Raw genomic sequence first — 24,420 nt, forward strand, 5'->3', positions numbered from 1 at the left:
AGAGCGAGCAATATTGAGCAGCTCACACTGGCGCTTTATCGGCAATGGGGTGGATTTAACCAGCGAACTCTTTCGCTGGGCTCGGTCTAACGACCGAGCACTTTGGCCAAAAAATCATTTTCCATGGTCAATTGACCGATCTTGGCGTGAAGTTTGTCCACTTCTTCGGAATTCTCTTTTCCTGTGTGATTTTCGGTGGCAAAAATCATGGCTGCGTTTTCAAGCAGCTCCTTTTTCCATGTCGAGATTTGGTTAGCGTGCAGGTTGTATTTCTGAGCTAACTCAGCGACGGTTTTATCGCCTTTAGCGGCATCGAGTGCCACCTTAGCTTTAAACTCAGGAGAGTGGTTTCTACGTTTTCTAGTCATAATCTGTCCCTGTATTGTTGGGTACTATCAAAACAGATCGACCACTTAAAGTCATGTCCGAAAATCGGGGGCCACTTCTTAGGCCAAGAAATCAACGGCGATCTAGAGCCGCGAGTGCAGGTTTGGTTTGTGCCGCGGTGTCACCTCAGGAGGAATATGAAATAATAGTTTGATGACGAATGATTTGTGAGCATTTTATTTTTCTGGTTTATTGTGTTATTAAGTGCCAATCGTTCCGATTTTAAAGCCTATTTCTTGTGGTTAATTTGCATTTATACGATGTTTTCTGTTAGTTTAATAACCGATATTTTTGGAGTATGTATTGTATTCTAATTATTTCCTTGATTGGTACATTTTAGAAAAAGCATTTTTAAGTGAGTGAGAATGACGACAGGTATAGATAAGTACAGTATTGACAGTACAGACTACACGGTTGGTCAGGACAATGTTCAACGATGGGGTTTTGATGTTCATAACCCAGTGTTTGGCATTAGCGCAGGTTTGGTTGCGCTGTTTCTGATTGCCGCACTGGTACTCGACGCCCACACCGCGAAGACGGTACTCGATGGCATCAAATGGCAAATTATCGGGTCATTTGATTGGTTGTTTATCTGGTCCGGTAATATTTTTGTGGTGTTTTGCCTTGCATTGATCGTTTCACCTATGGGTAAGATTCGTTTGGGTGGTTCTGATGCCGTTGCGGACTACTCTTTTCTATCTTGGCTAGCAATGTTGTTTGCAGCAGGGATGGGGATTGGTTTGATGTTCTGGAGTGTTGCAGAGCCGGTAGCCTATTTTACCGGATGGTATGAGACCCCATTGAATGTTGCTGCGAATTCACCGGAAGCGGCCAAACTGGCACTGGGCGCGACCATGTTCCACTGGGGTTTACACCCTTGGGCGATCTATGGCGTTGTGGCCCTATCACTGGCCTTTTTTGCCTACAACAAAGGCTTGCCGCTTTCGATGCGTTCGATCTTTTATCCTCTACTGGGTGATCGCGCTTGGGGTTGGGCAGGGCACATTGTCGATATTCTGGCGGTTGTCGCCACCTTGTTTGGCTTGGCGACGTCGCTTGGCTTGGGAGCTCAGCAAGCAGCGAGTGGTATCCACCATGTGTTTGGAATTGAAGCTGGCCTGAGCCTACAGATCATTGTGATCGTCGCGGTGACGCTTCTCGCAACCATTTCGGTCATTCGTGGCATTGATGGCGGGGTTAAAGTGATCAGTAACATCAACATGCTGCTCGCTTTTGCGCTGCTTGGCTTGGTGGGTTTGATCGGTTGGGCGGTGAGCCTTGGCTCTGTGCCAACGACTTTGATGGCGTATGTCGAGAACATTATCCCGCTCAGTAACCCTATGGGTCGTGAAGATGAAGCTTGGTTCCAAGGCTGGACTGTCTTCTATTGGGCGTGGTGGATCTCTTGGTCACCATTTGTCGGCATGTTCATTGCGCGTGTTTCAAAAGGGCGCACTGTTCGTGAATTTATGACCGCGGTTCTCTTGGTACCAACGGCGGTAACATTGCTTTGGATGTCGGTGTTCGGTGGTATGGCTATCGATCAAGTGATCAACGGCGTTGGTGAGCTTGGTACGGAAGGGCTAACCGACGTGCCTTTGGCGATGTTCCAGATGTTTGACCAACTGCCATACGGCACCCTGTTGTCGGTGATTGCAGTCGTGCTGGTGCTGGTTTTCTTCATCACCTCATCCGACTCAGGTTCTTTGGTGATCGACTCGATTACCGCCGGCGGTAAGATGGATGCGCCAGTCCTGCAACGTATTTTCTGGGCATTTATGGAAGGTGCTATTGCGGTGGCACTGATTTGGATTGGTGGTACAGAAGCAATTCAAGCATTGCAAGCGGGGGCGATTTCGACGGCGTTACCTTTCACCTTTATCCTCTTGGCGATGTGTGTCAGCCTGCTTTTAGGTATGCGTACCGAAAAACAGTAGTCACTTTTTTATGTGCTTATAAGGCCAGCTTATCAAGCTGGCTTTATTTTGTCGTACGGTATAAAAATGGCGATGTAACCATCAGGAATACAAGGGGTTACTGCTTAGTTGGCGACGGATAATACGTGCATGTGATGGGTTTTGTGTGTAGTATCACGGACGAAAATTTGTTCCCCCAACTGAAACCTGACAACAATGAAATTGACACTAAAGCAAAAGCTCATAGGCGCAAGTCTGTCAGCGGTAGTGATCATGGCTGCCGCCTTAACCTGGCTGTCCGCAGGACAGCTATCCAACCAAACCCGTAATGGAGTATATGCCCGTGCGCAAAGCCTCGGTGAAGCGGCGGCGCAAGGCATTTCTGATTGGATTTCGATCCGTAAGAATATTGCCAAAGCCTTTAATGACTACAGCGAAGAAAGCGATGTTGTGCCGTATTTACAGCAAGCGCGCAAAGCGGGTGGTTTTGACGATATTTTCTTAGGAACGCCAGAGGGTGAGATGTACCGTTCACATCCAGAGCGTAACCGTGCCGATTACGATCCCCGTGTGCGTCCTTGGTATAAAGACGCCAGTGCAGCAGGTCAGCAGATTATTACCACCGCCTATCAGGATGCGATTACCAACGCGCTGCTGGTGACGATTGCCGAACCTGTGCGTCACAACGGCAAACTGGTCGGTGTGGTGGGTGCAGACGTTCTGATTGACCAATTGATCAATGACGTAATCAGCCTAGATGCGGGCAAAAATGCCCATGCAATGTTGATTGATACACAAGACGGTACTTTCTTGGCGCATCCTAACAAAGCGCTTTCGCTTAAGCCTGTGAACACTCTGTTGAAACAATTTACCATGCAGGATATCGAGCGAGCCGCATCTCAAGGCGCGATTGAAGAGGCTATCGTCAATGGCCAGAAAAAGCTGTTCTACTTCGTCAAAGTACCTCAAACGCCTTGGATGTTTGCGATTGAAATGGATCGCGCCACCGAAGAAGCTAGCCTGAGCCAACTGATGCGTGAAATGCTCATCACTGCCACCTTAATCACCGCCGCAGTCATTGCTGCTGTATACTGGCTGGTGGGTTTCCTGTTCCGTGACCTTGGCCGCGTGTCCCATGCATTGGAAGAAATTGCGTCTGGTGAAGGGGATCTTACTCAACGCTTAGAGCCGCGCAGTGATGATGAAGTGGGCAAACTGGCGGAAAACTTCAACCGTTTCGTAGGTAACATGCACACTATGGTCAGCAAGTTGAGCGAAGTCTCTGCATCACTGTCTGAACAAGCCAAAATGACCGCACAGCAAGCTGAAGAGCGCAGCCAACGTATTTCATTGCAGCAAGATGAAATCAACATGGTGGCGACGGCAGTGAACGAAATGGCGGCTGCAACACAAGAAATTGCGGGTAATGCGGATCACACAGCGCAAAATGCGGAAGAAGCGGTGTCTGCGTGTGTTCACGGTTCTTCGCAAGTGACACAAACGCAAGGCTCTATTCAGAACTTGTCACAAGAAGTACAAGTGGCGACCAATGTGATTCAAGAGCTGGAAGCGCACGGCAACAGCATCAATACCATTCTTTCCACCATTCAGGGCATTGCAGAGCAAACCAATCTGTTGGCGCTCAATGCGGCGATTGAAGCGGCGCGCGCTGGCGAGCAAGGGCGCGGTTTTGCCGTGGTTGCGGATGAAGTTCGTGTACTGAGTCAACGCACTCACGCGTCAACGCAAGAGATCCAGCAAACCATCGAGAAGTTGCAGGGCACCACGTCTCAGGCGGTAGGCATTATGGACGACAGTCGTGCGCTGGCGCTGACCAGTGTTGATGATGCGAACTCGGCGGCGGTAAGCTTAACGCAAATTCATACGGCTGTTGTGCGCATCAGTGATATGGCGACGCAAATTGCGTCGGCGGCGGAAGAGCAGGCATCGGTAACCACCGAAATCACCCGCAATACCGAAGGCATCCGCGATGTGTCAAACGAGCTGGCTGCCGAGGCGCATGAAGCGGCGGCGCAAGCCAGCATGTTGTCGGATCTTTCTCATGAACTTGAGCAAGAGATCAGACGCTTTAAGCTGTAAGCGAGAGTTGAATGAGAAGAGGAGCCAAGTGCTCCTCTTCTTGTTTTGCTGGTTGTTTTGCTGGGTCTAGAAGCAAAAAGTCTAAAGCCAGAACTCACCGACGGCGCTTTGCGCGTCGTAGTGATGGGCAAATTGCGCTTGTAATAGTTCAGCGGTGGCGATGGCATCGGTCAGTGCGTGATGAGCGCTATAGTCAGGCAAACCATAGCGTCGTCGAGTCTGGGCAAGACGCAGCGAAGGCAGTTTGACGCCTTTTAAGCGCCGCCACCATCCGCCCTTGGTTTGGCTAAGATAATCTGATTCGAGCTGTAATGTGTCCAGCAGCGGAAACTCGATTCCTTCAGCGATACGCTGTCTTAATGCGGCATCAAAGAAATCGCGCTCAATATGGCGATAATGAACCACCACCACTTTTCCGGCTAACTGTTGTAATACTTCGTCAAGAATCGTCTCGAGATCCGGTGCATGCTCAATATCGCTGTGGGTAATGCGATGAATGACGATCGACTCTTCGCTGAGGTTTTGCCGTGGGCGAACGGTCCAATGATGGGCTTGGTTTAAGTAGATGCGCTGCAGATCAAACGGCACCAAGCCAATCGAGAGAATATCATCGCTGCGCGCGTCTAATCCGGTGGTTTCAAAGTCCAACGCCACCATCTCAAGCTCATTGATGGGGGTGCAAGCGAGTGGCAGTGGTTGAGCATAGAAGCGTTGCAAGCGAGCATCCTGCACACGCTGGCATTTTTGGGCAAATTTTTGCTGCCATTCAAGGGGAGCAGGTTTAAATAACGACATATTTTCCCTTATTTAAAACTGTTGCCAGCTTGATAGCGAAACTTCAGGAAGTTCTGCGCATTGCTTAGGATCTGAAAGGCATCTTTGAGCGTTCTTCGTTCAAAATCCGACAGGTTTTCGGGTTCGATATTGTTATCAGCTTCAATACCGTTTTGCACATCCACGGCCTGATGGCGGATGCGCACCATAGAGATAAATTCCAACGCATCTTTGAGGTTTTGTGCGCGCCCTTTAGGCAGAATTCCGGCATCAATCACATCGTCGAGCCTCTCAAACGAGTTTCTGGCACTCGACCCAACCGCTAACGCATGGACGCGAATGAGATCGGCCAATGGCGCAGTGCCACGTCGTTTGAGGTTAATCGAGTTATTGTGACGGCCATCTTTCTCCATCACAAAATCTTTAAAAAAGCCTAATGGTGGCGTGCGATTCAGGGCATTACGCGCCAAACACGCGAGAAAACGGGGCGTCTGTTTGGCTTTGTTGACGATAAAATCGGTCAATTGTGATGCCCATGCCAGCTCTCCATACACGCCATCCAAATCAAAGAAAATCGAGGCATTGAGCAGGGCTTTCGGGTTGGGGTCATCAATCCAATCGGCAAAGCAATCACGCCACTGCGCACGTGTCATGCGCCAAATTGGGTTTGTCGCCATAATATCGCCAGTACAATATTTGTAGCCGCATTCGTTGAGCGCATCACACACCAGCTCGGCAAATTGGCTAAAGTAAGCGTCGTGTTTTTCGGCTCGGTAGTTGTCGGCAAGGATAATCGCGTTGTCTTGGTCGGTGACCAACAATTGCTCGTCGCGCCCCATAGAACCTAATGCGAGAAAACAGTAGTCAATCGGCGGTGGGCCGAGACGTTCTTCAGTTAACTCAATGATGCGCTGCTTGAAGCTACGGCCAATTACCGACATGGCACTGCCGACCATGTGTGAATTGGCATCTTCGTTGACTAATCGGACAAAGCTGTTTTTCACTTCTTGCGCCAGTTGAGCGAGATCCTCAAAGCTCTGCTGTTGAAAAATGCGGCTGACCAAGAGCAGCGAGCTCTGAGATTCATAACGGACAATATCCGTCGCTTCGACAATACCGAGTGGTTTTTTCCCCCGCATGATAGGCAGATGGTGCACATTGTGCCTGAGCATGGTCAGCATGGCTTCATAGACATAGGCGTTGTGATCCAATGAGATCACTTGGTCTGTCATGACACTACCTACCGCATCTTGCGGTGATTTCCCCTGAGCCAACACGCGGGTGCACAAATCGCGGTCTGTGATGATACCGACCACGGGCGCTGGTGAGGCAGAGGCTTGGGCCTTTGAATCTAACACCAGCAGGGAAGAGACGTGTTCATTGGCCATCATCTCTGCGGCGCTTTGGATCGACTGAGTGCTCTCAATGGTTGGTGCATCACGGGTCAGCAAGGTACGAACTTTCGAGGTCGTGAGGTCGTTCGCTTCTTTGGTTTCAAGTACCGCTTGGCGCAATCGGATGCTCTTTTCCACCTCAACAAAGTCCGCGAAGGAATCAAAGTGGTCGTAGAGCGATTGGAAAATGGTTTCTGGAATGCAATAGAGCAGCGAATCTTCCACCGCTGTGACGGGAAATTTGACTCGGTTGTTGGTGAGCAACGCCATTTGACCAAACAGGGCGCCTTCGTCTAAACGGTTGTAAAGCTCGCCTTTGCGGCGGTACACTTCAACCACGCCACTGCGCAGCATAAAAAGGTCATGAATTTCATCACCACTGCGAATGATAGGTGTATCTTTTCGGTAATAAGAAATCTCGATGTGTTGGGTGACGTTGAGTAGTGTCTCTTCAGGGAGCTCACTAAACGGTGCGTGTTGCGAGAGGAAGTTAAGAATCTCGGTGAATTCAGCATCCATATTCAAACCTTTTGGGTTTAGAGCCTATGGTGACCCGTAAACATTAACATGCAGGTGGACCGCTATCTTACCTCAATTGACAGCGATTTGCTGCTGCAATGGCTGAAAGGGAGCGACGTCTCGTCTTAAGAGTTTGTTTTGAAATAAGATTGTAAAGGTCAGACAAGAGCAACGATGGATTACCGCACCTTGGCTGAGAAATTACCAATGAAGAAGGATGTAGAATGGTAAGACACAATGGTTTAGTGCTTTTGGTTGCCCTCAGTGGGTCTGGGTGGGCGCAGCAAAGTGACGAACAGCTGACAGAGTCCAAACAAGTGTATCGCCACTTTTCTGCGGTGGCCGGTTCTGGCACGACAAACAAAGACTGGTTTAACGGAGCAAACGCGTCATTTTTTGAGTTGCGATTAAGTAAGCCACTGTTTTCTGGATGGCTGTTAGATGTGGACTACTCAGCGCAGTTTTTTCATCCTGATGATTCTACTTCGCGAGTTGACCGATTACTCTTTTCTGGCGGTTATCACTATGACCTTACGGCGGCGTTAGATGTGTACTTACTTTACGGTATCGGCGCACTGCGCTATGAGCAGACAGACAACAAAACCGATAAACTGCTCGATTCGCAATCCGATATGCTGCAAGGCGCAAAACTAGGGTTTAACTATCTGATTAACCGGGAAATGACGCTCACTTTGGAAGGCGAGTTTACCCGCAGTGACTGGGTGGATGAGGACAACATCAAACTGGCATTCAACTATCAATGGAATGACGTCTTTGGCACAGGCATTTTTTACAAATATCGTGATGCAGGCAAAGACTATATCAACGAAGGTGGAATCAGCGCACGCGTGATCTACTAGCGTTTTACCCAGTGATTGAAAGTAAAAAGGCCGAGAAACTCGGCCTTTGCTTTTGCATCAGTTCGTAACTGATTACAGCACTTGTGTAAGAGCTTTACACAGAGGGCCCATGTTCTCTTTGGTCATACCCGCTACGCTGATACGGCCAGAGCCGACGATGTAAATGGCAAATTCTTCTTTTAGGCGCGCTACTTGCTCTTTGTTTAGACCAGAGAAAGAGAACATGCCGTTTTGGCGTTCAATAAAGCTGAAATCGGCATCAACGCCTTCCGCTTTAAGCGTCGTCACGAACAGCTCACGCATCTCTTGAATGCGGTCACGCATTTCTGCCACTTCCGCTTCCCACTCAGCACGTAACGCGGCATCACTTAGAATGTACGTAACCACGGCGCTACCGTGCGCAGGTGGGTTAGAGTAGATAGAACGGATGATGGCTTTCACTTGAGAGAAGGCCGTTTCCGCAACGTCTTGGTTTTCAGCCACTAGGGTAAACGCACCCACACGCTCGTTGTACAGGCCAAAGTTCTTTGAGAAGGAACTGGCAACGAGGATCTCTTTGTTGTACTTAGCAAAAGTACGCAGACCTTGTGCATCTTCCTCGACACCTTTAGCAAAGCCTTGATAAGCGAAATCGAACATCGGCAGCAGGTCTTTTTCAGCCACCAGTTTCGCCAGTACCTCCCACTCTTGTTCGGTTGGGTCGATACCTGTCGGGTTATGGCAGCATCCGTGAAGCAGCACCACATCACCAGCGCTGGCTTTTTCTAGATCCGCGACCATGGCAGCAAAGTCTTTGTCTTTAGTTTGCGCGTTGTAGTAGCTGTATTCCGTTGTTTCAAGGCCAGCGGCTTTAAACACACCGTGGTGGTTTGCCCAAGTTGGGTTGCTGATCCAGATCTTTACGTCGCCCAGTTGGCGTTTGATGAACTCGCCAGCCACACGCAATGCACCCGTACCACCCGGCGCTTGGGCGGTTTTAGCACGTAGAGAAGCGAGGATGTCTGAATTCTCACCGAAAAGTAGTTTCTGAACCGCTAGAGCGTATTCCGCGGTGCCTTCGATAGTCAGGTAAGACTTGGTTTTCTCGGTTTCAACTAAAGCAGCTTCTGCTTTTTTCACCGTTGCAAGAACAGGGGTTTCACCTTGTTCATTCTTATAAATACCAACACCAAGGTTAATTTTCCCCTGACGAGGGTCTTTTTTGAACTCTTCAGTCAGGCCAAGGATCGGGTCAGCCGGGGCGGCAACTACTTTTTCAAACATAATCTTCATCCATGTTAAATCGAAGGGGTAGGTCTGTTTATGTTTCAGTGCTAAGGCGCAGAAGTCAATGAAACATAATCAGACCCGCTCGTTTATCTGGAAACGCGTATGTCTGCGAGCATCTGGCAAAGTAGCAGCGAATGCTGACGAATAAGATTGGAGCAGACGGTGTATATTTATACCTTTCTGCCAGATCAGTGACAACACCTAGTGGTAGGAAAAGTTAAAATAATTTTGATTTGATCGCGAAGTGTCAATGAATTGCGAATTTTCATAATAAAACACCTTGGAAACAGCGACTTTCCAAGGTGTAAAAAGCAAACGACTGGTCTTATCAGTCTTGACCATCTTTGTAGCGCGCCGCAATCGCGCAGAAATCTTGCTCTACGGCAAGAAAAGCGTCGACAACCTGCGGGTCAAAATGTTTTCCTCGTCCTTCGAGGATAATTTCTCGCGCTTTTTCATGGCTAAATGCCGGTTTGTAAACCCGTTTGGAGATAAGTGCGTCATAAACATCAGCCAGTGCCATCAAACGTCCAGAGAGCGGGATCGCTGCACCGGAGAGTTGATTCGGGTACCCGGAACCATCCCATTTTTCATGGTGGGTGAGGGATATTTCCTTGGCGATTCGCAGAAAAGAGCTCGAACCCATACGTTTTTCAGCGATAGAGAGCGCATCTGCGCCGATCTGCGGGTGGCCTTTCATGATGGCAAACTCTTCATCGGTGAGCTTCCCGGGTTTGAGTAGCACGCTATCAGGAATGCCCACTTTACCCACATCGTGTAACGGGGCGGATTTATATAACAGATCGATGTAATTGGGCGTAAGTAGCGATTGGTGTTGTGGGCTTTGTGCCAAAAAGGTGGCGAGTGCTCGCACATATTCTTGGGTGCGAATGATGTGCGCGCCTGTTTCGTTGTCCCGAGACTCAGCAAGTGCGGCTAGGCTGACGATGGCAACGTCGCGGGTGGTTTGCACTTCATCCTGCGCCGATTTTAAGCTGTCGAGCATTGTATTGGTGAGCGAGGCCATGGCACCCAGTTCGTTGTGCTCAAAAACCGGCAAGCGCTGGCTGATGTCGCCTTGCGTCACGAGTTGCAACTTACGCTCTTGGCTCAGTAGGACTTTTTTCATCAATTTGCTCCAAAGGAGCAAAATCGCAACGACATAGCCGCCAAGGACTAAGGCAAGATAGATAAACTCTTTGATAATACTGAGTTTTCCGCTGCCATTGAGCAATCGTTCTGGGTTATGCTCTAGCCAGAAAATATCTTTGACGGCCACCATGGTCAGCATGGCGGTTAATGCGCCGATTAAAATAATCATCATTACAATCAACTGTTTAACAATGGATTGTCGTTGTCCGGTCAGTTCCAACGGGTAGGTATTATCAGACGATAAAGTGTCGAATTGTTTGGTTTTAGATTCTAATTGCAATAAAAGGCCAGTAAAAAAGCCAAACAGCGTCATACCGAACAACACCTTTAAATTGCTATCAATGGTGAAGTCGTAAGCGATGTTGTAGTAAAGGGCTAGTGGCAGGCTGCCTGAGAAAAACAATAGGGTATCAAGTTGGACCTGTTGCTGCTGGGTAACAAGTCGATGTTGAGCAAAAACAAAGTGGCGAATTACGGCCAATAACAGAAAAATTAGTGACACCTGTATCAGAATTTCCAGAGGTGAGAGCGTAGCTAGCATAGGGCATACTCTGCCACCATAGGTACCAAAGAGCACGGCTGCAAGTAAATAGAGCTTGAGCGTTAGAGACGCATTGTAATCAGACATAGTATGAGCCTTTTTCCAGATTTGAATGTGTCGATAGACGTCCAAATCACAGGTGAGTATGAAGCGTATGCAAAGCTAAATTTTAAACCGAGTTGTTTCAACTCTTTGTTATCAATTGAAGTAATAAGTGTAGCCAATCAAGATCATGTTGCTTATTTCATTCTAAAAGGCTGAATATTTTATTGTTCCATTATCAAAATGGATAGGATTTTATGCGTCATAAACAGGCCTGATTTAGGACGCAATCTCTTGCAGTACGCATCAATGCTGATGGGAAGAAGATTTTTACCAAATATGCAACAGCAATACTATATTTGTGGGAGGATTTGAGAGCCACTCAAGAATGATGCTCAAGCATGCTAAGGAAATAGTATGAAGATTAGAACTAAAATGGCACTGGGTTTTAGCTTGTCTGCAATATTGATTGCGGTGGCAGGTATCTACAGTATCAATAACATTCTTAAGCTAACTGATGAGATAAATTACGTTGTTGGTCCTGCCTGGGATACCGCTGATGGTGCAATGGAGGGAAGCATTGAAATCGAAGCAGAAATGCTGGCAGTTGGGCGCTATCTAGAAAGAACAAACACTCAGGCGTTAGATGACATAAAAAAACACGCGGTTGCGGCGGATGAAGCGTTGGCCCGCATGAAAGCAGCAGGTTTATTGGCAGATAGTGATGCGCACAGTTTAAACGAAATGTTATCGGCGTACCGCGTTAAGCGAGAGCAGTTAATTGAACATTATTCCCAATATCGCAGTGATAAGCGCCAATACGACCACCTCACTTCAAGGCTCGTCGATTTGAGTGAAGAGATGGAGGAAATGGGGGATGGTGCCATGGAAAGTTTGCAATCGGACCCGACGCGAAAGCTGTTATGGAAAGGGGATCTGGAGGAGCTTTGGAAAGCTGCTGATGGCGGTATGGAATCGAGTATTGGATTGCTGTGGAAACTGTATAAAGTTCAGTTGTTTATTGAAAATGAAGGTGGTAACGACATAGTTTTACAAATTGAGCAGGCGAAGCAGTTTCAATTAGAAGCTAATCGGAATATGTTCTCGACGCCTTACTTTGATCATCCTGTGGAAAACGATCCGCAGAAGCGCACGTATCAGCAGGTTTACCAGTTGCTGAACAGTGAGCATAACCAATCGGTGGATGTCTTACTAACGAGCTATGTTTCCTATCGAAACGCATTTCACGACTATCAAAATGCGGCGCAGGGTTTGATTGAACTCGTTTCTGATATTGAGGCGTTTGCTGACAGTACGGTTGAAAATGAAGTGTCAGGTATTGCTTCGTTAACTCATACGGCTTATTCAAAGACGTTAATACTTGTGGTGTTTTCATTTATCACATTGTTTGCAATAGCAATCTATTTGACTAAGCAAGTTACCTCCTCTACCACTCGTCTTCATCAACGAATTGATCGTTTGACTCATGGTGATGGGGACCTAACTCAGCGTCTAACACTTAACACAAGAGACGAGTTTGAAGATATGGCTTTGAGTATCAACAGCTTACTCGACGTATGGCAAGGCCTTATCCAAAATACCGACCGTTCTATAGATTCAGTTTCTGCGACGATTGCGCGTTTACAGCAAGGTGCAAAGTCGGCAGCTGATATCTATCGAGAACAACATGCCGGTACTCAACGTGTTATCGATTCAGTTAACCACCTGTTTGACATAGGTGCGGAGGCTAATAAACACGCACAAGTATCAGCCGCATCCGTGGAGCTGATCAGCGAGAATTCTACTTCTGTTTTAAGCAAAATTAATCAGACAGAACAAATGGTCAATGACTTAACAGACAAGGTCGTTTCGGGAAGTGATGTAATTCGATTTGTTCGTGAAGATGTTGAGAATATTGAAGAAACTTTAATTGAAATAAGTGGGATCGCTGAACAGACCAATTTATTGGCATTGAATGCGGCAATTGAAGCCGCTCGAGCCGGTGAGCAAGGGCGAGGTTTTGCTGTGGTGGCTGATGAGGTCCGTAATCTTGCGACAAGAACACAAGTTAGCACAAGTGTGATTCGAGAAAGGATAGCTAAGTTACAAGAGAGCGCGTCTCAGGCGGTTAAAGTCATGGAAAGCTCAAAAAGTCTTAGCGAGACAACGTTGAACACGACCCAAAGTTCATTGCTAAGTTTACGATCGGTTGCTGAAGAAATTGAGAAATTGAGAACGGTTAACGTGACGATGGCAGAGCAGATGTTGCAGCAGACTCAGATGGCGGACAGTATTTCAAGCAGTATCCAAACCATTGATTCCACGTCACAGGCGTCAGGACGGATTCTGGATGAGAACAGAACAATTGCTAGTGAGCTGGATCAATTGCAGAGAGAATTATCAGCAACAATTAAACGTTTTAAAGTGTAAGTATTGAAAACAGAAAGTAAACGCCAAGCCGGAGCTCGCGTTTACTTTCTGGTGGCCAAAAGCTCACTTCCACCAAACGAGTACTATTTTTTCAAGTCAAACTCAGATTCGATTGCGTTGGTTTCTATCTCTGGGTTCTCAGCCAATTTTTTGCTCGCCCAATCATTGACTTGCTTTACAATGGCTTTGAGCGCGTGTGTTTTGGTCGCTTGAACACCGCTCTCTATTTCCAGCTTCTGTTTAGGGTGAGATCCTGTCGCATCTTCTGCAATATGCAGCCAATCTGGATGCCAGTAGTACGGCTGACCTGAAGGCGTGCTCCAGCTATGAACACCATTCGATTCGCCTTTGTATTGGATATCATCTGCGTTATATTTCTTCATGTTTCCCATCTCTTTGTTAAGGGACAGCTGTGCTTGCTGTCACGCAAATCTCAGTAAATGTAACAAAAGAATATAAAAATAACGTGAAGCTCATCTCGTTATTTTTAGGCTAGGTGACGTTAAACCTGCGAAGGTCTCAATTCAGCATTTTTCCCTCTCGATTTTGCGTCAGCTATGGAAAAATCACGCCTTATTCGCCAATGGGGCAACGTTTTAGCACAAATCTACCTGAGGAAATTATGAGTCGTTACCACCAACTTGCGGAGCTATTTAAAACACAGATCCAACAGAAAACGTGGAGAGCGGGGGAGAAACTGCCCTCAGTGCGGGCGACCAGCCGCAGCCACGCTGTTAGTCCTGGTACGGTATTGCAAGCTTACCAGTTGCTTGAGTCGCAGGGGTGGATCAGTGCCAAACCGCAATCGGGCTATTTTGTCACGCCGGACTTAGCGCGTTTTGCCGATACGAGAGCGACTCGTCCTGCCATACGACAATCGATTGACGACGAACTGTATGATTTCCTCAAGCACCAAAGTAATAAAGCCGCGGTGCCATTGGGTTCGGCCTTTCCTGACCCGAGCTTGTTTCCACTCGCGGCACTAAATCGCAACTTGGCCAGTTCCGGGCGCAAGATGTCGGTAGATTTGCTGGCCGACAACCTGCCGCCCGGTTGTGAATCGTTGCGTAGGTTGATTGCGCAGCGCTACATACAGCAAGGAATGGACATCTCACACGACGACATTGTGATCACCTCTGGCGCGTTGGAAGCACTCAATCTCAGCCTTCAGGCCGTGGTCAATAAAGGGGATTATGTGGTGATTGAAACGCCGACGTTCTATGGCGCGCTGCAAGCGGTTGAGCGTTTAGGGCTAAATGCGATTGAAGTGCCAGTTGATGCCACTTCAGGGCTCTGTCTACGCCGCCTTGAAGAAGCCTTTTCCAATCAACCAGTTAGCGCGTGTTGGCTGATGACCAGTTTTCATAACCCGACAGGAACCACACTGAGTGCGGATAAAAAGCAAGCGGTCATGGATTTGGCGAACCGCTACGACGTGGTGGTGATTGAAGATGATGTTTACGCGGAACTCGCATTTGCCATGCCAAGGCCGCTGCCTTTAAAAGCGTATGATCGGCAAGATCGTGTTTTACTCTGTGGCTCGTTTTCCAAATGTCTATGCCCGGGTTATCGTATCGGTTGGGTGGTGAATCAAACCTACCACGAGCGCATTCAAAAATTGCAACTGGTGTCAACCTTGTCGGGCAGTGCGCCTGTACAACTTGGTGTTGCGCACTATTTGCAGCACGACAGTTATGAAAGCCACCTGAGAACACTACGTAAAAGTTTATCAGCGCGTCAGCAGAAAATGGTTGATGCCATCAAGGTCTCCTTTCCACCAGAGGTCAGTTTTTTTGTCCCTCAAGGCGGCTATTGTCTATGGCTAAAGTTACCCGATGGGGTTAATAGCCTTGAGGTCTACCAAAAGCTACTCGAAACTGGAGTGACTTCCGCTTACGGTGGATTGTTTGCTCGTGATGATCGCCACGACAACTATTTAAGGCTAAATAGCTCATTTTCCGAGCGTGATGACTTTATTCCAGTAATGGAAAAAATGGCGCAGGTGATTCGCTCTCTTCTAAGAACTGTTTAGCGATTTTCAAGTGGAACTGTACCAGAGTGATGGCCGCTTTTTGTGTTTCAATCGAGGCACAAACTGAGGAGGTAATCATGGCAAAACAGGCTGTGAAAGATGAAGTGAGATTGATCGGTATCGCCATTTTCAGTGCTTTGCTGTTGGTGTTTGCACATTTGATCTTAGCGAAATCCTTCACTCAATTGGTATGGACAGAGTACACCGCGGCGGTGATTCCATTTGTTCTGCTTGCTCTGTGTGTGGTGGGCGTAAGGTATGCACAACGAGCAGATCAAAATGGCTAGCCATGAAAAAGGCCTCCAAATTTGGAGGCCTTTGTGTATTAAGCTTCTGTTTAAATTAGAAGTTTGCAGAGCGTGGTGTACGTGGGAATGGGATCACATCACGCACGTTGCCCATACCCGTTACGTAAGAAACCAGACGCTCGAAGCCTAAACCAAAGCCTGCGTGTGGCACGGTGCCGTAACGGCGCAGGTCACGGTACCAACTCATGTGTTCAGGGTCGATACCCATTTCCACCATACGTGAGTCTAGGACGTCTAAACGCTCTTCACGCTGAGAACCACCGATGATTTCGCCAATGCCAGGGGCAAGAACGTCCATCGCTGCCACGGTTTTACCATCGTCGTTGAGACGCATGTAGAACGCTTTGATGTCTTTCGGGTAGTTCTTCACGATCACTGGCGCTTTGAAGTGTTCTTCTGCAAGGAAACGCTCATGCTCAGAAGACATGTCGATGCCCCATTCCACAGGGAATTCAAATTCGCGGCCAGAATCCAGCAGGATTTGGATCGCATCAGTGTAGTCTACCTGTGCAAAGTCAGAAGAGACAAACTGCTCTAGGCGAGTGATGGCATCTTTGTCGATACGGCTGGCGAAAAATTCAAGATCGTCACGACGCTCTTCAAGTACTGCCGCAAAGACATACTTCAGCATGTCTTCAGCCAGTTTCGCGATGTCGTTGAGATCAGCGAACGCCACTTCAGGTTCAACCATCCAGAATTCTGCAAGGTGACGGCTGGTGTTTGAGTTTTCTGCACGGAACGTTGGGCCAAATGTGTAGATCTTGCTCAGAGCGCAAGCATAGGCTTCGCCGTTAAGTTGGCCTGATACGGTTAGGAAAGTCTCCTTACCGAAGAAATCTTCGTTAAAGTCGACATCGCCGTTTTCTTTGCGCGGCAGGTTAGCCAGATCCAGAGTGGAAACACGGAACATTTCACCCGCACCTTCTGCGTCGGATGCGGTGATCAATGGGGCTGACAGCCAGTAGTAGCCTTGTTCATGGTAGAAACGATGGATAGCCTGAGACAGCGTATGGCGAACACGAGCGACCGCACCGATGACGTTGGTACGTGGGCGCAGGTGAGCCACTTCACGCAGGTACTCAATTGAGTGACGAGTTTTCGCCATTGGGTAAGTGTCAGCATCTTCAACCCAGCCAACCACTTTCACTTCTGTAGCCGCCAGCTCAAACGCTTGGCCAGACGCTGGGGACTCAACAACCTTACCCGTTACTTCAACAGAGCAGCCCGTGGTGAGCTTGAGTACTTCATCGTTGTAATTATTCAGATTATTTGGGACCACGGCCTGAATCGGGTCGAAACAAGAGCCGTCGTAGATGGCAAGAAAAGAGATTCCAGCTTTGGAATCACGACGTGTACGGATCCAGCCGCGTACAGTGACTTCACTGTCTACTGCCAGCTTACCGCTTAATACGTCTTTTACAGGCGCGTAAGTCATGTTTTAAATAATCTCCATTGAGGTAAACATTCAACCCAATGTTTTGCTTAGTTGTTCAAAGATTAAGCGAAACATTGGGTTGGGTAGAATTTTACAGATTCAACGAAACATATTACCTGTCAAATCGTCAGCATCAACCTTTAATGTTCATTCCAACAAAGAAATTAGCTATTTTGCTCTGACTTTGCTCTCTGTTAAGGAGAATTGGTTGAGCAGAAGCTCTAAACGCTCAGACAGTTGCTCAAGTTCGATACTGATGTTTCTTGTTTCAGTCGCCGATCGCGAGGTGTCGTCTGCGTGTCTAGCGATGGTATCGACCGTCGTCTGCACCGACATGCAACTTGCGCCTGCCGATTCAGTTTGCATTTGGATATGTTTGGCGTGTTCGAGCACTTGGTGCATCTCTTCCACCATGTTGCGGATGGTATCGGACAGTGCTTCGACTTCCAATGAGCGTTGATGCGCATGCTCCGACACTTTCGCCACCGCTTGCAGCGATTCAGAGCTGCCTTGTTGGAAGTTGGTGATAATCGCGCCGATGTTGCCAGTGGCTTCAGAAGTGCGAGAGGCGAGATTACGCACCTCATCGGCCACCACCGCGAATCCACGCCCTTGCTCACCCGCACGCGCCGCTTCAATCGCCGCGTTGAGTGCCAGCAAGTTGGTTTGATCAGCAATGCCGTGAATGACGCTCAAAATAGAAGACACTTCATCGGTTTGCGCGTTGAGTTGGGTGATGCGATCGCGCACTTTATCAATATCACCCACCAAGTTCTTAATATCTTCACTGGCGTTGTGCGCTAATGACGCACTGTTGCTCGCGACATCCACAGTGTGGTTGACCAGTTTGGTCGTGTTGACGGTCGCTTGTTCGACTTCCGATTGCTGCTGCTGAACGCCTTCAATCGCCGATTGTACAGCGGTGGTTTCGCGTTGCTGGTTGTTAACCGCATCGTCGGTGGTCTGCGCGACCCGCGTCAAGCGGTTGGCTGAGTCAGCTAACGAATGGGAGGTCTCTTGGACTTTATGCAGACTGTCTGTGACGGTTTCCATGAAGGAGTTAATTGATGTGGCCAGCAAGCCCACTTCATCGTTTTGTTTGGTGTCTAGTCGCTGTGAGAGATCTTTGCTTTCACTGACTTTGGTCATAAATTGAGAGGTGAATTGAATAGGGCGCACTATGATGCGTCGGATAAGGCTCATGGTAATCAAAAAGCCGACGAAAGCGATCGAAGACATAATTGCCATAGCAAAAAGCGCTTGCTTGTTAATCAACGAATTAACATGGCTTAAGTTGTATTCCAACCGGATTGCACCTAACACCTCACCTTCCGGTGCCATGTGACAGGCAACGCAGTTGGTACCTCGATAGTTTTCACTGGATTTCATCGGCAGCGCCACCACAATGCCTTGTCCCCAACTGGCTTCAATCGGCTCTATCACCAATTCGCCCGCCAAAGCCCGCGCATCAATCTCATCGGTGGGCTTCTCATTGGCGTTTCCCGGCCCATACAGCTTGCTGACGGCGTCTGAGCGCAGCACTTTGACTTGCTCTATGCCTTCTTGTGCCAAGGCTTTTTGCCGTAACGTCTCTTTTTGTGCCATGGTGCCTGTCAGCATCATCATGTTGAGGCTGTCAAAATAGTTACTGGCTTTATCGTGCAGTTGTTCGCTCAAGACAGAATTTATCAGCAGTTTCTGCTGATAGTATTGATACAGAGTAGACACAGCAAGTACGCAGCTAAAAACCGTAATTAGAGCTATCAGAAGTTTAAACGTAATGGTTGAGCGCATAGGTTTTAATTATGTATGGATAAGACTCTGTTAGTTTAGAAGGGATTAGAAAATGTCGCGAATGTGAGATTGTACGAATGTGATGCCATACAAAGTGTGGTTATTGTAAATGTGATGTGAATGCTTTATTGGCTGTGTGTGTTATTTGACACTATGTGAGCACCATAGCATTTTGTTGGAACAATAGCTTATTACTGCTTTAACCAAACTCAGCGGTATGTCTTGTCTGATAGGCAAGAAATCCTTAGTATTGCGTCTCTTTTGAAAGCCCGAGAATTACGATGAGAACCGAATTGTACAAAGAATTCATGTTTGAAGCTGCCCATCACCTTCCGCATGTTCCAGAAGGTCATAAATGTGGTCGTTTGCATGGCCATTCATTCTTAGTTCGCTTGTATGTGGAAGGTGAAGTGGATCCGCATACAGGTTGGGTGGTTGACTTTGCTGAGATCAAAGCGGCATTTAAACCCATTTATGAGCGCTTGGATCACTACTACTTAAACGACATTGAAGGGTTGGAAAACCCGACCAGCGAAGTGTTGGCAAAATGGATTTGGCAGCAGCTCAAACCATCTCTACCACTGCTGAGTAAAGTCGAGATTAAAGAAACCTGTACCGCAGGTTGTATCTACTCAGAATAGTTAGAAAGCGTTGATAGAAAAGGCCTAGCGATTTGCTAGGCCTTTTTATCAATTCACTCAGAGCTTACTGCTAGCAGACAGTGTTGATATTTCAAGTTAATGAAGTTTAAGTACTTTTGGGTAATGGCGTGTGCCTATTTAAGCCAAAAGCCCTGAAACGTCGAGAAACTCTACTCCTTGGTGAGATCCGCGCCGCCCAAACTTTGGTAGAGCGTGGCGAGATTGACCAATTGGTTGTAACGGTTTTCCAGCACGGAAGCCTTAGCGCTGCGCTCGTTCTCTTGAGCATCGAGTAGCGTCGCGATATCAATCGCCCCATATTGGTATTGGCTGCGATAAATTCGCGCCACTTCGGCGGCATTGTCATACTGACTTTGCAACTTTTCGGCTTGGAAATAGTAATTCTCTTTTGCCGAGAGCGCATTTTCCACGTCAGCGAATGCCGCATACAAGGTTTGACGATACGCAATGATCGCGGCTTGATACTTCACGTCTGCAATGTCTCGGTTGAGCTGCATCTCATTCCAGTTGAGAAACGGTAAAGTCAGGTCGGCCCCAAGCGTACCAAGCGGATCGCTTAGCAACTTACGCAGTTCCGTCGAAGAACCACCCAAAGCGCCCGTCAAGGTCAACGCAGGAAAGTAGCTGTTGTCACTGTAATCTTTTGTTGCGAGGGCGGACTTAAGCTCTAGCAGCGCTTGTTTTACATCGGGGCGACGGGCGAGCACATCGGCTGGCACGCCAGCAGCGATCTCGGGCAGGGCAGACTCAGGTAACGCGGGGATCTGCCCTGCCAGATCCTGTGGCGGCTGGTCGAACAACAGGCTGAAAGCATTGACGGACTCGCTTCGTTGCTGCAAATAGTTGCGATGGGTCGCTTCTAAACCCGCTAAAGTTCGTCTGGCTTCCAGCACATGAATTTTGGACACAGAGCCGTGACGATACTGACTTTCACTTAGCGCAAGCGTTTCTTGTGCATCCTGAATGTCATGGCTGCTAAGTACCACTCGCTGATTCAAATAGCCAATCTGCCAATAAAGCTGAGCGGTGGTCGCAACTAGGCTTTGCGCCGTTGCTTCTTGCTCCTCTTGTGTCGCCAGCGCGGTCCACATCGCGGCATCTTCCGCCGCCGCCAGTTTGCCCCACAAGTCCAGCTCATAACTCACGCCCAGTTTGGCTTGGTAGCTTGCCGAACTGTCTCCGCCTTCAAGGGATTGACTGCGACTGGCCGCAAGGTTGGCTGATAAGTCGGGGTGAGTGTCACTTACCGCCAGCCCGGCTTGTAACCTTGCTTGTTTCAGCGTCAAAGTGGCCAAGGCTAAATCATTGTTGCTAGCGAGTACTTTCTCTACCCACTGTTCGAGCTGCGGATCTTGAAAACGCTGCCACCAATGGCTTACAAGTACGCTAGATGGCTGAGAGTAAGTTTGCCACTGCTCAGGGATGTGCAGATTTTGTTCTGGCAAGGTTGAACGAGAAGCGCAGCCACCGAGCAACAGCAGAGAAAGCGCCAAAGTGCAATAACGTGGATTCATCATCATTTACTCCCGTGCCAAGGCATCGATTGGGTTGAGCTGCGCGGCATTTTTTGCTGGTAAATAGCCAAACAGAACGCCAATGAGGGTGGAACAGGCAAACGCAGAAATAATCGACGCTGCGGAATAAATCATGCTGAAACTGCTGCCGAAGGTAGCAAACAGCACACCGATCAAATACGCCACGCCAATACCAATCGCACCGCCGCATAAACAGACTAAAACCGCTTCAATCAAAAATTGACGTAGAATGTCGCTTTGCCTCGCGCCAACCGCCATCCGTACGCCAATTTCGCGGGTACGCTCGGTGACAGAAACCAGCATGATGTTCATGACGCCAATTCCGCCGACAATCAGCGAAATCACCGCGATGGCTGAGATGAGCAGCGTCATAGTCGCTGTGGTTTTCTGAATGTTTTGCGCAATGGTGTCGGTGTTAATGGTAAAGAAGTCCTGGGTGCCGTGACGCATTTTAAGTAAGGCGATAATCGCCTGTTCAGCGGCATCGCTTGGGGTGTTATCGTTGACACGCACGGAAATGCGGTCGAGATAATTCTTACCAACCATGCGCGCGCTAACGGTGGTGTAGGGCAGCCAAATGTTAAGAGAATCGCTGTTGCCAAAGGCACTCTCTTTCGCTTTTGTGACGCCAATAATGCGGATAGGCAAATTGCCAGCGAAGATCACTTCACCAACTGGGTTTTGATTGGCAAACAGCGATTTCAGCGTGTTGCTGTCAATCACCGCCTCTTGCGCCATCGTGGTGACACTGGACTTATCCCAAAATTGGCCTCGGCTGAGCTCATAGCCTCGCACGCGAAAATAGTCTGGCCCGACGCCTTGCACCGATGCGGTGAAGGATTGATTGCCATACTTCAGAGTGACAGAGGTATTGAGCGACGGAGTGACACTGTCAACAAAAGACAACTGACTTAAGGCATCAGCATCGGCGGCGGTGAGGGTGCGCACTCGCCCAGAGCGACGATCGCCAAAACCCTTGCCGGGTATCACATCGATGGTATTGGTACCCATGGAGGAGATGCTATCGAGGATCGACTTTTGCGAGCCGTTGCCAAGTGCGACCACAGAGACCACAGACGCAATGCCAATGATGATGCCGAGCATAGTGAGAAATGTGCGTAGACGGTGGTTCGACATCGCCAGCAGCGCCATTTTTAATGCTTCCCAAATATCGTCAAATAGCCTGCGGCTGCGAGCAAGTGCCGTTGCGTTCTCTGCTTGCGCCAGTGTGTCTTGATTTTGGCTGATTTGTTGTTTTTTGGTGACGTTGTCACTCAAGATCTCACCGTCTTTGATCTCGATGATGCGATCAGCGTGCTCAGCCACTTGCATGTCGTGGGTGACAAGGATAATGGTGTGGCCGAGATGATGCAGTTCTTGTAAAAGCCGCATCATTTCTTCGCCACTTTTACTGTCTAATGCACCTGTCGGCTCATCAGCGAGGATCACATCGCCGCCGTTGATTAAAGCGCGGGCGACGGAAACTCGTTGCTGCTGGCCGCCGCTGAGCTGGTTGGGCTTGTGATCTAGCCGATCAGATAAGCCAAGGCGACTTAACAGTGCCGCAGCACGCTCTTGACGAGCGTTTTTGTCATAGCCAGCGTAAATGGCAGGGATTTCAACATTACCAAGTGCGGTGAGATCGCCGAGCAGATGATAGCGCTGGAAGATAAAGCCAAAGTATTCGCGGCGCAGCCGGGCAAGTTCATCGCTGCCGAGCAACGACGTATTTTGTCCATTGATCCAATATTCGCCTTCGCTGGCTTGGTCAAGGCAACCCAAAATGTTCATTAAGGTCGACTTTCCTGAGCCGGAAGCGCCCACAATGGCGACCATCTCGCCGCGCTCAATGCACAGGTTGATGTTGTTGAGTACCGTCAGGGTCTCCTCTCCGGCGGCAAAACGGCGATAGACGTTGCGAATTTGCAGTAATGGCTGTGACATCAGAAGCGTATCCCCTGTGGTCCCATGCGACGACCTGATGAGGTCGCGCTTTGCCCTGGCATGCCGAGAATCACTTGTTCGCCTTCCTCTAAGCCTGAGGTAATTTGTGCGTTGACTTTGTTGTTGATGCCGACAGTGACATCACGCAGAACCTCTTTGCCATTTTCCAAAACGGGCACTTGGTAACGATCCTTGGCTCCGGGTTGTCGAATCAATACTTGCGAGGGGACCAACAAAGCATCGTTGGCTTGGTCCAGCACCACCGATACTTGCGCTGTCATACCAATACGCAGAACGCGATCCGGGTTGTCAACCTCAAATAGGCCGTGATAGTAGATGGCTTCATCGTTGCTGACTGACAGGTCTTTATCGTCGCCATCCATTAGCGTAGGGCCCGGTTCAATCGCACGCAAAGTGCCGTGATAGCGCTTGTTCGGTTTGCCTAGAATGGTGAAATAGACGGGTAATCCGGGGTGGACATTGACCACATCGGCTTCGGAAATCTGTGCTTTGATGGTCATGTTGTCCAGCTTTGCCAGCTCAATAATGGTTGGCGTGGTTTGGTTGGCATTGACCGTTTGTCCCTCTTCCACCGCGCTATAAACAACGGTGCCGTCAAATGGGGCGCGAATGGTGGTGTAACCTAAATCCAGTTTGGCGTTATCGACGCTAATTTTGGCGCGTTCCAGTTCGGCTTTCAGTTGCTCCAGCTCTGCTTTATAAATGGTTAACGACGCTTCGGCGCTTTCGTAATCCGAGCGTGAACTGGCGTTGTCTGCCAGCATGCCTTTTTGCCGATTGTACTCAGCTTGGGCTTGATGGATTTGTGCCTGTTTGGCGCGTATTTGTGCATTGAGGCTGTTTAGTGCTGCATTGGCTTCTTTAAGGCTGTTTTGCTGAGTCAGGCTGTCTATCTGCGCGACCAGATCATCCTGTTTCAGTTCGTCTCCTAACTGGACGGCGAGCTTTTCGATCTGCCCGGAAACTTGCGCGCCGACAGCGACCAACTTGGACGCTTGCAGCATGCCAGTTGCCAGCACCGTTTGTTCTATGTTGCCGCGACGGACGGTTTCGGTAGCAAAGCTCAAAGGTGCTTGTTGCGGATAAAAAAAGTAGCCGACCGTGCTGGCGAGCAGGATGATTGCCAGAAATATCAGCAGTTTTTTCTTGAGGGTGGCTTTTGACATGGGCTTGTTTATCAACGTTGAGGTAGAAAAATCGTGAGCTCTATTTATAAGCTGATCACAAATTGAAACAAGCCGTTAGCAGGTAAAACTAAGTAAAGAAAAGTAAAGCAGAAACAAAAAGCCCGACGTTTTCACATCG

Annotated in this window: 17 protein-coding genes and 1 pseudogene; 7 read left to right on the plus strand and 11 right to left on the minus strand. The window is 48.6% G+C overall.

Going from position 1 to position 24,420, the window contains the following annotated elements; translation table 11 throughout:
• Nucleotides 1–368: pseudogene (locus UF06_RS16765) on the minus strand (transposase); the annotation flags it as partial.
• A gap of 384 nt (nucleotides 369–752) precedes the next feature.
• Between UF06_RS16765 and UF06_RS16770 the strand changes: the two are divergent.
• Nucleotides 753–2,324 carry a BCCT family transporter gene (locus UF06_RS16770; RefSeq protein WP_045571453.1) on the plus strand — a complete coding sequence of 524 codons (1,572 nt, stop codon included), beginning with the start codon at nucleotides 753–755 and terminating at the stop codon, nucleotides 2,322–2,324.
• A gap of 195 nt (nucleotides 2,325–2,519) precedes the next feature.
• The gene (locus UF06_RS16775) at nucleotides 2,520–4,403 is read left to right on the plus strand and encodes a methyl-accepting chemotaxis protein (RefSeq protein ID WP_045571454.1); all 1,884 of its coding nucleotides are present in this window, start codon (nucleotides 2,520–2,522) and stop codon (nucleotides 4,401–4,403) included.
• An 81-nt stretch (nucleotides 4,404–4,484) separates the two neighbouring features.
• Here UF06_RS16775 and UF06_RS16780 read toward each other — a convergent pair whose 3' ends face one another.
• Together UF06_RS16780 and UF06_RS16785 are read right to left on the minus strand one after the other, a co-directional pair.
• On the minus strand, nucleotides 4,485–5,198 hold the full coding sequence (locus tag UF06_RS16780) for a 3'-5' exonuclease (protein ID WP_045571455.1): 714 nt from the start codon (nucleotides 5,196–5,198) through the stop codon (nucleotides 4,485–4,487).
• A gap of 8 nt (nucleotides 5,199–5,206) precedes the next feature.
• Nucleotides 5,207–7,090: a DUF294 nucleotidyltransferase-like domain-containing protein gene (locus tag UF06_RS16785; protein WP_045571456.1), complete on the minus strand. Its 1,884-nt coding sequence runs from the start codon at nucleotides 7,088–7,090 to the stop codon at nucleotides 5,207–5,209.
• A 224-nt stretch (nucleotides 7,091–7,314) separates the two neighbouring features.
• Between UF06_RS16785 and UF06_RS16790 the strand changes: the two genes are divergently transcribed.
• On the plus strand, nucleotides 7,315–7,950 hold the full coding sequence (locus UF06_RS16790) for a hypothetical protein (RefSeq protein WP_045571457.1): 636 nt from the start codon (nucleotides 7,315–7,317) through the stop codon (nucleotides 7,948–7,950).
• A gap of 72 nt (nucleotides 7,951–8,022) precedes the next feature.
• Here UF06_RS16790 and UF06_RS16795 read toward each other — a convergent pair whose 3' ends face one another.
• Nucleotides 8,023–9,213 carry an amino acid aminotransferase gene (locus UF06_RS16795; RefSeq protein ID WP_045571458.1) on the minus strand — a complete coding sequence of 397 codons (1,191 nt, stop codon included), beginning with the start codon at nucleotides 9,211–9,213 and terminating at the stop codon, nucleotides 8,023–8,025.
• Nucleotides 9,214–9,547: 334 nt separating this feature from the next.
• Complete coding sequence (locus tag UF06_RS16800; RefSeq protein WP_045571459.1) at nucleotides 9,548–10,999, minus strand: HD domain-containing phosphohydrolase; 1,452 nt, start codon at nucleotides 10,997–10,999, stop codon at nucleotides 9,548–9,550.
• Between the two features lie 372 nt (nucleotides 11,000–11,371).
• Here UF06_RS16800 and UF06_RS16805 point away from each other — a divergent pair, with 372 nt between their 5' ends.
• Nucleotides 11,372–13,384, plus strand: coding sequence for a methyl-accepting chemotaxis protein (locus tag UF06_RS16805; RefSeq protein ID WP_045571460.1), 2,013 nt, complete (start codon nucleotides 11,372–11,374; stop codon nucleotides 13,382–13,384).
• An 83-nt stretch (nucleotides 13,385–13,467) separates the two neighbouring features.
• Here UF06_RS16805 and UF06_RS16810 read toward each other — a convergent pair whose 3' ends face one another.
• A complete protein-coding gene (locus UF06_RS16810) occupies nucleotides 13,468–13,767 on the minus strand; it encodes a hypothetical protein (protein ID WP_045571461.1) in 300 nt (99 codons plus the stop codon).
• 239 nt (nucleotides 13,768–14,006) lie between these two features.
• On the opposite strand from UF06_RS16810, the gene UF06_RS16815 reads away from it, so the two are divergent.
• Nucleotides 14,007–15,416, plus strand: coding sequence for a PLP-dependent aminotransferase family protein (locus UF06_RS16815; protein ID WP_045571609.1), 1,410 nt, complete (start codon nucleotides 14,007–14,009; stop codon nucleotides 15,414–15,416).
• A gap of 77 nt (nucleotides 15,417–15,493) precedes the next feature.
• Entirely contained in the window at nucleotides 15,494–15,703 is a 210-nt protein-coding gene (locus UF06_RS16820) for a hypothetical protein (protein WP_045571462.1), read from the plus strand.
• Between the two features lie 55 nt (nucleotides 15,704–15,758).
• Here UF06_RS16820 and asnS read toward each other — a convergent pair whose 3' ends face one another.
• Nucleotides 15,759–17,159, minus strand: a complete 1,401-nt coding sequence (gene asnS, locus UF06_RS16825; protein WP_045571463.1) for an asparagine--tRNA ligase — start codon at nucleotides 17,157–17,159, stop codon at nucleotides 15,759–15,761.
• Nucleotides 17,160–17,327: 168 nt separating this feature from the next.
• On the minus strand, nucleotides 17,328–18,953 hold the full coding sequence (locus tag UF06_RS16830) for a methyl-accepting chemotaxis protein (RefSeq protein ID WP_045571464.1): 1,626 nt from the start codon (nucleotides 18,951–18,953) through the stop codon (nucleotides 17,328–17,330).
• Nucleotides 18,954–19,234: 281 nt separating this feature from the next.
• Between UF06_RS16830 and queD the strand changes: the two genes are divergently transcribed.
• On the plus strand, nucleotides 19,235–19,594 hold the full coding sequence (gene queD / locus UF06_RS16835) for a 6-carboxytetrahydropterin synthase QueD (RefSeq protein ID WP_045571465.1): 360 nt from the start codon (nucleotides 19,235–19,237) through the stop codon (nucleotides 19,592–19,594).
• Nucleotides 19,595–19,764: 170 nt separating this feature from the next.
• Here the strand turns inward: queD and UF06_RS16840 are convergent, their stop codons facing one another.
• Genes UF06_RS16840 through UF06_RS16850 form a run of 3 tightly spaced genes read right to left on the minus strand, consistent with a single transcriptional unit; the run spans nucleotide 19,765 to nucleotide 24,281 of the window.
• Nucleotides 19,765–21,132, minus strand: coding sequence for an efflux transporter outer membrane subunit (locus tag UF06_RS16840; RefSeq protein ID WP_045571610.1), 1,368 nt, complete (start codon nucleotides 21,130–21,132; stop codon nucleotides 19,765–19,767).
• A 3-nt stretch (nucleotides 21,133–21,135) separates the two neighbouring features.
• Nucleotides 21,136–23,094, minus strand: a complete 1,959-nt coding sequence (locus UF06_RS16845) for a MacB family efflux pump subunit (protein ID WP_045571466.1) — start codon at nucleotides 23,092–23,094, stop codon at nucleotides 21,136–21,138.
• The gene (locus tag UF06_RS16850) at nucleotides 23,094–24,281 is read right to left on the minus strand and encodes an efflux RND transporter periplasmic adaptor subunit (RefSeq protein WP_045571467.1); all 1,188 of its coding nucleotides are present in this window, start codon (nucleotides 24,279–24,281) and stop codon (nucleotides 23,094–23,096) included. Before UF06_RS16850 ends, UF06_RS16845 begins: the two co-directional genes overlap by 1 nt.
• Nucleotides 24,282–24,420 lie beyond the last annotated feature (139 nt).

The organism is Vibrio sp. S234-5 (genome assembly GCF_000960595.1).
GTDB lineage: Bacteria > Pseudomonadota > Gammaproteobacteria > Enterobacterales > Vibrionaceae > Vibrio.

Excerpts from the sequence above, each read along its gene's own strand:
- UF06_RS16790 (WP_045571457.1), top strand. The coding sequence starts at position 7,315 with ATGGTAAGACACAATGGTTTAGTGCTTTTGGTTGCCCTCAGTGGGTCT.
- UF06_RS16775 (WP_045571454.1), top strand. The coding sequence starts at position 2,520 with ATGAAATTGACACTAAAGCAAAAGCTCATAGGCGCAAGTCTGTCAGCG.
- UF06_RS16850 (WP_045571467.1), bottom strand. The coding sequence starts at position 24,281 with ATGTCAAAAGCCACCCTCAAGAAAAAACTGCTGATATTTCTGGCAATC.
- UF06_RS16795 (WP_045571458.1), bottom strand. The coding sequence starts at position 9,213 with ATGTTTGAAAAAGTAGTTGCCGCCCCGGCTGACCCGATCCTTGGCCTG.
- UF06_RS16800 (WP_045571459.1), bottom strand. The coding sequence starts at position 10,999 with ATGTCTGATTACAATGCGTCTCTAACGCTCAAGCTCTATTTACTTGCA.
- UF06_RS16770 (WP_045571453.1), top strand. The coding sequence starts at position 753 with ATGACGACAGGTATAGATAAGTACAGTATTGACAGTACAGACTACACG.
- UF06_RS16810 (WP_045571461.1), bottom strand. The coding sequence starts at position 13,767 with ATGAAGAAATATAACGCAGATGATATCCAATACAAAGGCGAATCGAAT.
- UF06_RS16845 (WP_045571466.1), bottom strand. The coding sequence starts at position 23,094 with ATGTCACAGCCATTACTGCAAATTCGCAACGTCTATCGCCGTTTTGCC.
- UF06_RS16815 (WP_045571609.1), top strand. The coding sequence starts at position 14,007 with ATGAGTCGTTACCACCAACTTGCGGAGCTATTTAAAACACAGATCCAA.
- asnS (WP_045571463.1), bottom strand. The coding sequence starts at position 17,159 with ATGACTTACGCGCCTGTAAAAGACGTATTAAGCGGTAAGCTGGCAGTA.
- UF06_RS16820 (WP_045571462.1), top strand. The coding sequence starts at position 15,494 with ATGGCAAAACAGGCTGTGAAAGATGAAGTGAGATTGATCGGTATCGCC.
- UF06_RS16785 (WP_045571456.1), bottom strand. The coding sequence starts at position 7,090 with ATGGATGCTGAATTCACCGAGATTCTTAACTTCCTCTCGCAACACGCA.
- UF06_RS16805 (WP_045571460.1), top strand. The coding sequence starts at position 11,372 with ATGAAGATTAGAACTAAAATGGCACTGGGTTTTAGCTTGTCTGCAATA.
- UF06_RS16780 (WP_045571455.1), bottom strand. The coding sequence starts at position 5,198 with ATGTCGTTATTTAAACCTGCTCCCCTTGAATGGCAGCAAAAATTTGCC.
- UF06_RS16830 (WP_045571464.1), bottom strand. The coding sequence starts at position 18,953 with ATGCGCTCAACCATTACGTTTAAACTTCTGATAGCTCTAATTACGGTT.
- UF06_RS16840 (WP_045571610.1), bottom strand. The coding sequence starts at position 21,132 with ATGATGAATCCACGTTATTGCACTTTGGCGCTTTCTCTGCTGTTGCTC.
- queD (WP_045571465.1), top strand. The coding sequence starts at position 19,235 with ATGAGAACCGAATTGTACAAAGAATTCATGTTTGAAGCTGCCCATCAC.